The organism is Peptococcaceae bacterium 1198_IL3148, assembly GCA_036763105.1.
GTDB lineage: Bacteria > Bacillota > Desulfotomaculia > Desulfotomaculales > Desulfohalotomaculaceae > JBAIYS01.
In genome coordinates this window covers 193,586-204,628 of record JBAIYS010000003.1, presented here as the reverse complement: position 1 = coordinate 204,628, position 11,043 = coordinate 193,586, and the positions used below count along the sequence as shown (strand labels likewise).

Sequence of the window (11,043 nt, the reverse complement as noted above, 5' to 3'; positions counted from 1 at the left end):
CATTTTATCATTAAGACGCTAAACCCCAAAGACTATGAAGTTGAATAGGCTGCCACTGCCTATAAAGAAACAAAATGCGATGCCATGGCCAAGGCCAGTCTGCTGGCAGCCATTGCTGCCTCCAATGCTCTGATTGGGGCGGTACACGCTATGGCACAGCTTGTTGCCAATAAAAGTATCCGGGATGCAGCTAAAAGTTCTATTGAAACTGTACAGGCTTTGGCCACGGAAGTGGGCATTAAGGATACCTTTTTTCAAGCGGGCAATTGATCAGCACTTTACACCGGAGGAAATGGAACTCTGCTTGGACATTACATTGCCAACCCGATGGAGAGCCATTGTTGAAGATCGGCAATGCTAAATATGGTGTTATCTTGGCCCGTACTGACAGATTCGTTAGTCTACATGTGCCCGCGAAGTTGGCCAACACCGAGGCATTGGAGATGTATTTATCCTGCTGGTTGGATAATTTTAAGCTTGATGAATCGATCTATCCCTATGGAATTAGACAATTATCTTTGCAAAACAACCCAAACTTAGCGTACCTATCGGAACTTTAGGGCAAATTATCAGGGTGGAAGGTGGAATTGAAATCTAGTTATCTATCAGAGTGGCAGATAATCTCTCCAAGTGGAGGTCTAACAATATAATTAGGAAAGGTTTTGTGACTGGGGGGGCATTTTATTAAAGCCCCCTCTAATTATTACTGTTTAATGTTACTGCAGGGTTGATAGCCAGCTGCTTTGGCTGCTGCCATATCTTTAAACCAAATAATGTTTTTATCAGCAATACTATCTACATGGGGACAATCTGGGGTATGGTACTTGTCGGAATTGACGCTGCCCAAATAACTGCCCTCAGTTGCAGCAGGCAGTGCCGCTGTTGTTGGTTGCTTAACCGGTGTGACGTTACTGCTAACCTGCTTGCCATCTGATTTGATGATGATGGTGCCTTGTTGATCGGTGCGTAGCACACTGATGCCAGCTTTATTTAACCTTTCTAAAGTTTGCTGGTGAGGGTGTCCATAATCGTTGTTTGTGCCAACACTAATTATGGCAAGTTTAGGGTTAACCGCCGCTAAAAACTTGTCACTGGTGGAAGAAACGCTACCGTGGTGGCCAACCTTTAATACCGTTGCTTTTACGTCTATGCCGCTGGTTAAAATTTCATTCTCCGCCAATTCTTCGGCATCTCCGGTGAACAAAAAACTGGTATGTTGATAATTGAGTTTGATTACAGCGGAGTAATCATTTAATTCTTGGTAGTGGTCATTGATGGGGCTGATTATTATAGCCTGTAATTCATCTTCATTCAGGATCTCTACCCCTGCCTTGGCAGCAATGACCTTTAGACCTTTGTCTTTTAATGCCACCAATACGTCCTGATAGGTTTTAGTGGTGTGCGTTACCTTGGGCAGGTAAACATTACCAATTTCAAACTGGTTTATGACAGTATCCAATCCGCCGATGTGATCTTCATGGGGGTGGGTACCCACTAAATAGTCAATTTTTTTAACCCCTTGTTCCTTTAGGTAACCAGTTACCAACTGGCCGTCATCATTATTGCCGGCATCAATCAGCATATTTTGACCATTGGACAATTGCACCAAAATGCTATCAGCTTGACCCACGTCTAAATAATGAACCAGTAAATCCGTTGGTTGACTAGCGGGTTTATCACCACTACAACCGACAACGAATAGCAGTGGTAGTAACAGTATGAAAGCAAGTTTTTTGATTTGAAAAGTCATTTAATTACTCCTTAAAAATATCGTCAATAAGCGCTTGATTTTGTTGTTTGATACCCTCGGTGGCCTTGGTATTAAGGGAAATATTAATGGTGATTACATCCCCTGCTTTGGCGGTGGGCGGCAGTAGGCTCTTCGGCAAGTTAAATACCTGTCGGTCAAATTCGATCACCGCCCATTCATTTTCAAACCGATCTATAATATACATCACTCACCCTCCTCATAATGGAAAACTACCCAGTTATTATAACACAAAAATATAACCGCCCTAAGTGGTTGCGGAAGATAGTTACTGAAACTGTACCTGCACTTGAGTTACTCCTTCAAAGGACAGTACCCGTTGTGCTATTTCATGCTCAAGGCTTTTATAATCTTTGTCTGGACAGCAACCTCCTAAGACCACAGTAACGGCATTATCATCGCTAATTTCTATGGCCTTTAGGTTGCACGAGATATCCTTCATTGTATTAGGATCTTTAAGCCCGAATAGGGAATCTGTAATTTGTTTTTGATAATCCACCGACACAGCATCCTTCCTGTAAAAGCATTTTAATTTAGTATGTCTAAGGACTGCTGATTATATAAATGTTTATTAAAAGTAAACCACTGAAACCAGTTACATTTTTTATAAAAATTATTGAAGAAAATTTTCACAAGCCTATTGCCAAATACAGTGAATTTTGTTATGCTTTGCTTAAGGATATTGTATACAAAATAATGGGGGGTGGCGCAATGATGAGATATTTGTTAACGTGGATGGAAGGAAACGAGGTTCAGTACCGCTTTATCACAAACAAAGATGAAATCGCTAAGTTTTATGTTGAAGATCGCCATGTAATTGTTACCCCTTTGGATGAAGATTAATCATTATGGAATATGATAACGCTTGTGGTCAAATAGTTGACTACAAGCGTTTTTGTTTTCGTGGTATTTTATCTGGTTAGATAATGTCGAAATAGATAAAGTAGTTTAGAATATTGCATTTATTTTCATTGGAGCGGTGCCAAGCGCATATAATGTTACAACCTAAACACAAAAAACTGCTAATCTTGAAGTGAGCTGTACGCCGCTAATCTTAATATGGGAGTGGTGATAATTGGATTTTTTGAAACGTCTTGAGGAGTATCGACAAAAAGAACGAGAATTGCATTGGGAAGGATTATTCAGTGATTACTTAAATTTGGTTAAGGAAAAACCATATGTTTGTCAACTATCCCATGCCAGACTTTATAATATGATTGAAGATGCTGGCATTATTGTCAACGACGATGTCAAAAGCTATCGCTTTTTCAACAAGGAACTGTTTGGTTTAGATAGGACGTTAGAAAAATTGGTGGAGGAGTACTTTCATCCCGCAGCTAAAAAGTTGGATGTCAGGAAAAGAATTTTATTACTAATGGGCCCTGTAAGTGGTGGCAAATCCACAATTGTTTCGATGTTAAAAAAGGGATTAGAAGCTTACTCCCGTACAGAGGCTGGTGCATTGTATGGCATTAAAGGGTGTCCCATGCATGAGGAGCCGCTGCATTTGATACCAAAGGAATTGCGACCAGAGTTTATGGAGGAATACGGGATAAGCATAGAAGGGGATTTGTGTCCGGCCTGTCAACTGCGGTTGGATACAGAATTTGGTGGTGACGTAGAAAAAGTGCCGGTGGAACGGGTGATTTTATCCGAAGACAAAAGGGTAGGCATTGGCACCTTCGCTCCCTCAGATCCCAAAAGTCAGGACATTGCAGACTTAACAGGAAGCATTGACTTTTCCACCATTGCTGAATACGGTTCTGAAAGTGATCCCCGGGCTTATCGCTTTGATGGAGAACTAAATATCAGTAATCGCGGGTTGATGGAGTTCCAGGAAATGTTAAAGTGTGATGAAAAATTCCTTTGGAATCTGTTGTCCTTATCCCAGGAAGGAAATTTTAAAGCGGGACGTTTTGCGTTGATCTATGCTGATGTATTAATTGTAGCCCATACCAACGAAAACGAATACAAAGCCTTTATAGCCAACAAAAAGAACGAAGCGCTGCAATCCAGGATGATTGTGCTTAAAGTACCATATAACTTAAAGGTGTCTAAAGAGATACAAATTTACGATAAACTAATTAAACAAAGTGACTTAAAAAACGTACACATTGCACCCCATGCCCTAAAGGTGGCAGGTATTTTCTCGGTGTTATCGCGCCTAAAGGAGTCCAAAAAACAGGGCATGGATATTGTCAAAAAGATGAAACTTTACGACGGCGAAGATGTGGAGGGATTTAAACAAAAGGACGTAGCTGAATTGCATCAAGAGGCAGGAGAGGAGGGTATGAGTGGTGTAGACCCGCGGTATATTATCAACCGTTTGTCCAGTGCGTTGATTAGAACCGGCAACAATTGTATCAATGCATTAGATGTGTTGCGCTCTATTAAAGATGGTTTGGATCAACACCCATCTATTAATAAAGAGGAGCGGGAACGGTTGTTAAACTTTATATCCATTGCCCGCAGAGAATATGACGAATTGGCTAAAAAGGAAGTACAGAAGGCCTTTGTATATTCCTTCGAGGACAGTGCCCGGGTTTTGTTTGAAAACTATCTGGATAACGTTGAGGCCTATTGTAACGGTGTCAAATTAAAGGACCCCATTACAGACGAAGAAATTGATCCTGACGAAAGATTAATGCGCTCTATAGAGGAACAAATTGGTGTGTCTGAAAACGCTAAAAAGAGCTTCCGCGAGGAAATTTTAATCAGGTTATCGGTATACGCCCGCAAGAACAAACGGTTTAATTATCAGTCCCATGAGCGTTTGCGGGAAGCAATTGAGAAAAAATTGTTTGTTGATTTAAAGGATGTGGTTAAAATAACCACTTCCACCAAAACCCCTGACGCTGAACAACTAAAGCGGATTAACGAAGTTAGCGCCCGTTTAATTTCAGACCATGGCTATTGCCCGGTGTGTGCCAATGAACTGTTGAAGTATGTAGGTAGTTTGTTAAACCGTTAGGTGATGATATATGGATAAGAAAAAAGTTTATATCATATCCCGCGAAGATTGGTCTCTACATCGCAAGGGTGAACTGGACCAACAACGGCATCGCCAAAAGGTGCGGGAGGCCATCAAAAAAAACTTAGCGGATATTATTACCGATGAAAGCATTATTATGTCTGATGGTAAAAAGGTGTACCGGGTACCCATTCGCTCATTAGAAGAGTACCGTTTTCGTTATGACCATCACAAGCAAAAACATGGGGGTATAGGCGATGGTGACAGTAAAGTGGGGGATGTGGTGGCCAGCGACCGGCAGGGGGGTGGTAACGGCAAGGGCAAAGGTGGCGCTGGTGAGCAACCTGGTATCGATTATTATGAGGCGGATATCAGCTTGGAAGAGCTACAGCAAATGCTCTTTAAGGATTTGGTACTGCCGGATTTAAAAGAAAAACACAATAAACAACTGGCCTCTGAAACAATAGAATTTAGGGACATTCGTAAGCAGGGATTGCAAGGCAACATTGACCGTAAGCGCACGTTAATGGAAGTGCTGAAACGTAACGCTAAGGCAGGTAAGCCAGGAATCCACGGCATTAAGCCAGAGGATCTGCGTTATCGCACCTGGGAAACTGCTTTTAAGTATCAGTCGGCAGCGGTGGTGTTGGCAATGATGGACACGTCGGGCAGTATGGGGCCCTATGAAAAGTATATTGCCCGCAGTTTTTTCTTTTGGATGGTGCAGTTTATACGCTCGAAATATCAACAGGTGGAGATTGTTTTTTTAGCTCATCACACCGAGGCTAAGGAAGTTACTGAGGAGGAGTTTTTTACCAAAGGGGAGAGCGGGGGCACTAGATGCTCGTCGGTCTATGACTTGGCGTTAAATATAATAGAAACCAGATACAGCCCCAACGATTACAACATTTATGCCTTTCACTTTTCCGATGGTGATAATCTCAGCTCAGACAACGAACGTTGTGTGGAACTGATCAATAAAATGTTAGCATACTGTAACTTAGTAGGTTATGGAGAGATCGAGGGTCCATATTATTATAGTAGTACACTGAAAAATTCATTTAAAACAATTGAAAAAAGCAATTTTACCACAGTCAGTATTCGAGATCAGAGTGGCGTTTACCCCGCGTTAAAAGCTTTCTTTTCTAACCGGAGTAACCAAGGGACGGTGCGGATGATGCAACCCTTTGATGTATAAGCGGAGGAACAGCATGAGCAAAAGTTTAGAATTAAAATTATTGGCAGAGAGTATAGAAAAAATTACTGAAACTGCAACGGGATTTAATTTGGATTTTTACCCCATGCGTTTTGAGATTTGTCCTGCGGAAATAATTTATACCTTTGGTGCCTATGGCATGCCAGCACGTTTTACTCACTGGTCATTTGGCAAAGCCTATCATAAAATGAAGACGCAGTATGACTATAATCTTAGCCGGATTTATGAAATGGTGATTAACTCTAACCCTTGCTATGCTTTTTTATTAGAGGGCAATTCACTAATTCAGAATAAAATGGTAATGGCCCATGTGCTGGCCCATTGTGATTTCTTCAAGAACAATGTTTGGTTTAAACATACCAACAGAGATATGCTTGAATCCATGTCTGTTGCTTCGCAACGGTTTCGGAATTATGAATTAAAGTATGGTTGCGAAAAAGTAGAACAATTTTTGGATGCCGCATTGTCTTTGCAACAGCATATTGACCCCCATAGTTATATTAAAGAAATGCCAACCACAATAAAACAATGTTGTGGTAATCAGCAAAAGACCCCCTATGATGACATGTGGAATATAGGTAGCAAAAAGGAAGGTGCAGGTGACTGCAATTGCCAACACAAATGTACGTCGATAAAAAGGGCCAATGATTTAATGAAGTTTTTGCTTGAATATGCCCCGGATTTGGAAGAGTGGCAGCGGGATATTTTGTCGGTGTTACGGGAAGAAATGTTGTATTTTTGGCCACAAATGCAGACAAAGATAATAAACGAGGGCTGGGCCACATATTGGCATCTGCGCATTATGCGAGAAATGGATTTAGTGGAATCAGAAGCATTGGAGTTTGCTAAAATGCATGCCGGAGTAATTCAGACATCTAAAACCAGCATCAATCCATACTTTATTGGCTTAAAAATATTTGAAGATATTGAAAAACGTTGGAATAACCCTACAGAAGAAGAGCGGGAAAGATATGGTTGCAATGGTCAAGAAGGTCGAGAAAAGATCTTTGAGGTGCGCACAGTTGATAACGATGTCAGTTTTCTCAGAAATTATTTGACTAAAGAGCTGATAGAGGAATTAGACTTGTATTTGTTTCGCAAAGTGGGGCATGACTATAAAGTGGTGGATAAAGATTGGAGAAAGGTGCGTGATGAATTAGTTAGAAACTTAACCAATTGCGGTGTGCCTTATATCGTAGTAGAAAATGGTGACTATAAAAAGCGTGGCGAATTGCACTTGAAGCATTTATTTGAAGGGTTGGAACTTGATGTTTTACATTTAGAAAAGACGTTACCCCATATATATTTAATTTGGGGGCGACCGGTGCATTTAGAAACCATACTTGACAAAAAAGTAGTACTTTTCAGTTATGATGGTGAAAAAATAGCAAAGAAGTTTGCTTAGAAAATTTAAGGAGCCACCCCTAAGGTGACTCCTTATTAGTTTGCATTATCCCTGATTTAAATTTGGTATTATGTCTTTATTAAGTAAACGGTAGACCACTAAAACGCCGATAAATAATAACACAAAGTGCGGCAGTGTATAGCCAAAATTACTTACTGCGTTGGTGAATGTGGTAACCGCCATCGCCTGGGGTTGAGCAACAAACCAATAATAAATGGGTACCAATTGCAATATTGATAAAAGCGAGAATTCTATGGCCAACAGGTATTTTGTAGTCTTATGTGTTAAATCCCAGGTTACAGATGTACCTATAAGTAGAAGCCCTATAAATATTGAAAAGATACCCCACTGCATTAGACCGGAATTAACTTCAAAAAGCTGACACACATAGGGAAGTCCTAGCAACGAGGAGCCAATGCTGCCAACCAACATTAAACGCATAAATTTTTTTGTTTCCATAATATCAACAACTCCTTTCTGTTTAGAAGATTTTTTTATGTGATAAGGTTGTTGTTATAATAGTTATATATAATAATTATAATAATGTGAAAGTAATTACAATCATAATACTAGAAAAATGCTGATTTGTAAAGGGGTATCTCGATTTTATTAGTATTAAATACAAATAAGGATTATTAGAATAAATACCCGTTATTCTGTTTAAGCTAAGCATGGGGTGATTAAATGGGACATAAAAAGGATTTTGATGAACTGCGCACTAAAAGAATGTTGGGACAATTACAATATGAATCGGCAAAGGAATTGGGTCTGGGGGAAGAACATCGGCAGTTAAATAAGCGTATGGATGCGTTGAAACGAACAAAATGTAAAGTTGAATTGGCTGAGGCCAATTTAGGTGCCGAAGGAGCTCGCAAAGCTAGGTTAAATATTAAAGATTGATTTGCAATCAGCAGTAACTAATAAATGTATATGTTGGTTACTGCTTATTTATTTAATACTGAGAGATAATAACCTTTATTACAGAGCTTAGGGGTGAAGTCAATGAGACCACTGTGGAAGGGTGCCATCAGTTTTGGCTTAGTATATGTGCCAATTAAGCTATATGCAGCAACGGAGAACAAAGATATTCGCTTCAACTATCTTCATGAAAAGTGTAAAAACCCAGTGCAATATCAACGCTATTGCCCCCATTGTGAAACAGAAGTAACTATGAGTGATATAGTAAAGGGCTACGAATATGAGAAGGGTAAATATGTGGTAATTAAGGATGAAGATTTTCAAAACCTGCCCGGAGCCACAGCTAGAAGTGTTGACATTTTAGACTTTGTGGACCTACCAGAAATAGATCCAGTTTACTTTGAAAAGGCCTATTATCTAGCCCCAGGGGAAGGTGGCCAGAAGGTTTATCACTTGTTAAAAACCGCAATGGAGCAAACGGGTAAAGTGGCGGTGGCAAAAATAATGCTTAGAAGTAAACCTGCCTTGGCGGTGCTGCGGGTGGCTGGTAATGGCACTATGATGATGAGCACTATGTTTTATCCTGATGAAGTACGCCAAGCAGACAATATAGCGGAATTGAATTATCAGGTGGATTTGCATGACAATGAACTGAAAATGGCAGTGAATTTAATCAATAATTTGTCCAGCGCATTTAATCCAGAAAAGTACACCAATGAATATCGCCAAGCTCTGATGGATGTGATTCAGTCTAAAATAGCCGGCGAAACAATAGAGATTGTTTCACCTCCCAAAACAGAAAAGGTGGTGGACTTAATGTCTGCCCTAAAGGCCAGTATTGATTTGGCCAAGGAAGAACGGGGGAAAAATAATAAACCAGTAAAGAGAAAGAAAACATCGTAGGTGGCTCGTTTAACGAGCCTGCAAAGTTGAGAAGCTTTAGTTGTTTGACCGATAAACCAGTGAGCGTTATGATTGGTATAGAAAATATTAAGTGGGTGCAGATAATTGTTTATAAATGCCAATATAAAGAAATCACAACTTATAGAACTGATGTTGGGTATTATTGTAGGTGCACTTTGCGGGGTGGCGGTATATTTATTTTTATGGTTATTGGAATTTGTAACTGCCATGTCCTTTGATTATGGTAAAGTGACATTGGATTTTTTAAATCAGTACTATGTGATCCTACTGCCGGCCATCGGTGGTTTGCTGGCTGGTCCCTTAATTCATTTTTTAGCTAAGGAGGCCAGAGGACACGGTGTGCCAGAAGTGATGGCCGATGTAATTTTAAAAGGTGGTGTTATTCCACCAAGGGTGGTGTTAATTAAGTCCTTGGCGTCCATAGCCACCATTGGGTTTGGTGGGTCTGCCGGCAGAGTAGGTCCGATTATCCATATTGGTGCCGGCATCGGTTCATTTGTGGGCCAACTAACTAAAATACATCCTGATTTAATGCGATCTTTGGTGGCCTGTGGCGCTGCCGGCGGGGTGGCGGCAACCTTTAATGCTCCTATCGGCGGCGTCATGTTTGCGTTAGAAGTAATATTGGCCGACTTTGCCAGCGGGCGGTTAATGATGATTATTGTTTCAGCGGTCACCGCTTCTATTGTAAGCAGTGCACTGTTTAATGACGCTTTGGCCATAACAGTGCCGCAATTTTCGCTCCATAGCCCGCTGGAATTGATATTGTATGGTATGTTAGGGATTGCTGTGGGATTGTTTGCAGTTGTGTTTATTAAATTGTTTTATCGAGTTGATGAATTGTTTTCAGCCTGCAACTTTATGCCATCCTACCTTAAACCGGCAGTGGGAGGGCTATTAGTTGGTCTAATCGGCGTATATTTACCGGAAATATTTGGCGTGGGTTATGATGTGATAGAGGTGGTTTTGGCGGGAAAAATGACGTTAGGGTTGCTGGTTTCTTTACTTTTATTTAAGGCCTTGGCCACTGCTATCACGTTGGGCTCCGGTGGCTCCGGTGGTGTGTTTGCACCAATTCTATACCTTGGTGCTATGCTGGGGGGAGTTTGTGGTTTGATCTTTGGTTCGTTTTTTTCCGGTATAGTTATTGAGCCGATGGCTTATGCACTGGCAGGTATGGCCGGCATGCTGGCGGCATCTTCCTTTGCCCCCATTACCGGTATAATTTTACTATTTGAAATGAGTAACGACTATAGGATGATTGTTCCTTTGATGATTACTTCGGTAATCAGTTATGTAATTGCTTCTTCGTTAACCCGATACAATATCTATACCACAAAATTAGCTAAAAAAGGTTTGGATATAAATTACTTGCGCCGTCCAGATCTATTAAAGAATATCTGTGTCAAGGATGTGATGACCATCGATGTGCTCAGTTTACCAGATTATTACACTGTTACAGAGGCGTTGTTGAAAATTAATAACAGCACGCATCACGCCTTTCCGGTGGTGGCCATAGATGGCAAGGTTAATGGTGTTATCACTGGCAGAGAATTACACAGAGCAGAACAGAGTGGCCAACAGAATAACATGGTTAAGGAGCTGTTAAATAATCAGTTGATATATATATTGGAATACGATTGTCTTAATCATGCGGCGATACTGATGTTTAAACATGCTGTGGGGAGGTTGCCAGTATTGGACGAAAGCAAAAATTTGGTGGGCATTATCAGCAGAAGTGACATTGTTCAGGCCTATGGTTTAGTCAGTGAACAAAAATTTCAAAATCAAGATCAACAAGATGTAAAGCTTGTTTAAGCATATTTTCATTTTTACCCCCA

The 11,043-nt window shown here is 40.6% G+C and carries 13 protein-coding genes; 9 read left to right on the top strand and 4 right to left on the bottom strand.

Annotated features, from left to right (window positions below; translation table 11 throughout):
* The first annotated feature begins 84 nt into the window (after positions 1–84).
* Positions 85–270 carry a hypothetical protein gene (locus V6C27_04870; protein ID MEG6615760.1) on the top strand — a complete coding sequence of 62 codons (186 nt, stop codon included), beginning with the start codon at positions 85–87 and terminating at the stop codon, positions 268–270.
* Between the two features lie 71 nt (positions 271–341).
* Complete coding sequence (locus tag V6C27_04865; protein MEG6615759.1) at positions 342–560, top strand: hypothetical protein; 219 nt, start codon at positions 342–344, stop codon at positions 558–560.
* 143 nt (positions 561–703) lie between these two features.
* Here the strand turns inward: V6C27_04865 and V6C27_04860 are convergent, their stop codons facing one another.
* The 3 genes from V6C27_04860 to V6C27_04850 form a co-directional block, all read right to left on the bottom strand.
* The gene (locus tag V6C27_04860; GenBank protein MEG6615758.1) at positions 704–1,750 is read right to left on the bottom strand and encodes a ComEC/Rec2 family competence protein; all 1,047 of its coding nucleotides are present in this window, start codon (positions 1,748–1,750) and stop codon (positions 704–706) included.
* A 4-nt stretch (positions 1,751–1,754) separates the two neighbouring features.
* Positions 1,755–1,955: a DUF3006 domain-containing protein gene (locus V6C27_04855; GenBank protein MEG6615757.1), complete on the bottom strand. Its 201-nt coding sequence runs from the start codon at positions 1,953–1,955 to the stop codon at positions 1,755–1,757.
* 81 nt (positions 1,956–2,036) lie between these two features.
* Entirely contained in the window at positions 2,037–2,267 is a 231-nt protein-coding gene (locus V6C27_04850) for a hypothetical protein (GenBank protein MEG6615756.1), read from the bottom strand.
* Between the two features lie 212 nt (positions 2,268–2,479).
* Between V6C27_04850 and V6C27_04845 the strand changes: the two genes are divergently transcribed.
* From V6C27_04845 to V6C27_04830, 4 genes are all read left to right on the top strand, one after another.
* A complete protein-coding gene (locus V6C27_04845) occupies positions 2,480–2,611 on the top strand; it encodes a hypothetical protein (GenBank protein MEG6615755.1) in 132 nt (43 codons plus the stop codon).
* 232 nt (positions 2,612–2,843) lie between these two features.
* Entirely contained in the window at positions 2,844–4,739 is a 1,896-nt protein-coding gene (locus V6C27_04840; GenBank protein MEG6615754.1) for a PrkA family serine protein kinase, read from the top strand.
* Between the two features lie 10 nt (positions 4,740–4,749).
* Positions 4,750–5,937, top strand: a complete 1,188-nt coding sequence (gene yhbH / locus V6C27_04835; GenBank protein ID MEG6615753.1) for a sporulation protein YhbH — start codon at positions 4,750–4,752, stop codon at positions 5,935–5,937.
* Positions 5,938–5,950: 13 nt separating this feature from the next.
* The gene (locus V6C27_04830; protein ID MEG6615752.1) at positions 5,951–7,360 is read left to right on the top strand and encodes a SpoVR family protein; all 1,410 of its coding nucleotides are present in this window, start codon (positions 5,951–5,953) and stop codon (positions 7,358–7,360) included.
* 45 nt (positions 7,361–7,405) lie between these two features.
* Here the strand turns inward: V6C27_04830 and V6C27_04825 are convergent, their stop codons facing one another.
* Entirely contained in the window at positions 7,406–7,819 is a 414-nt protein-coding gene (locus tag V6C27_04825) for a hypothetical protein (GenBank protein MEG6615751.1), read from the bottom strand.
* Positions 7,820–8,044: 225 nt separating this feature from the next.
* Here V6C27_04825 and V6C27_04820 point away from each other — a divergent pair, with 225 nt between their 5' ends.
* From V6C27_04820 to V6C27_04810, 3 genes are all read left to right on the top strand, one after another.
* Positions 8,045–8,260, top strand: a complete 216-nt coding sequence (locus V6C27_04820; GenBank protein MEG6615750.1) for a small acid-soluble spore protein — start codon at positions 8,045–8,047, stop codon at positions 8,258–8,260.
* A gap of 102 nt (positions 8,261–8,362) precedes the next feature.
* Entirely contained in the window at positions 8,363–9,181 is an 819-nt protein-coding gene (locus V6C27_04815) for a Ku protein (GenBank protein MEG6615749.1), read from the top strand.
* 105 nt (positions 9,182–9,286) lie between these two features.
* Positions 9,287–11,020: a chloride channel protein gene (locus V6C27_04810; protein MEG6615748.1), complete on the top strand. Its 1,734-nt coding sequence runs from the start codon at positions 9,287–9,289 to the stop codon at positions 11,018–11,020.
* Positions 11,021–11,043 lie beyond the last annotated feature (23 nt).

Coding starts and splice junctions, on each gene's coding strand:
- V6C27_04870 (MEG6615760.1), top strand. CDS start 85: ATGGCCAAGGCCAGTCTGCTGGCAGCCATTGCTGCCTCCAATGCTCTG.
- V6C27_04860 (MEG6615758.1), bottom strand. CDS start 1,750: ATGACTTTTCAAATCAAAAAACTTGCTTTCATACTGTTACTACCACTG.
- V6C27_04855 (MEG6615757.1), bottom strand. CDS start 1,955: ATGTATATTATAGATCGGTTTGAAAATGAATGGGCGGTGATCGAATTT.
- V6C27_04845 (MEG6615755.1), top strand. CDS start 2,480: ATGATGAGATATTTGTTAACGTGGATGGAAGGAAACGAGGTTCAGTAC.
- yhbH (MEG6615753.1), top strand. CDS start 4,750: ATGGATAAGAAAAAAGTTTATATCATATCCCGCGAAGATTGGTCTCTA.
- V6C27_04830 (MEG6615752.1), top strand. CDS start 5,951: ATGAGCAAAAGTTTAGAATTAAAATTATTGGCAGAGAGTATAGAAAAA.
- V6C27_04825 (MEG6615751.1), bottom strand. CDS start 7,819: ATGGAAACAAAAAAATTTATGCGTTTAATGTTGGTTGGCAGCATTGGC.
- V6C27_04820 (MEG6615750.1), top strand. CDS start 8,045: ATGGGACATAAAAAGGATTTTGATGAACTGCGCACTAAAAGAATGTTG.
- V6C27_04815 (MEG6615749.1), top strand. CDS start 8,363: ATGAGACCACTGTGGAAGGGTGCCATCAGTTTTGGCTTAGTATATGTG.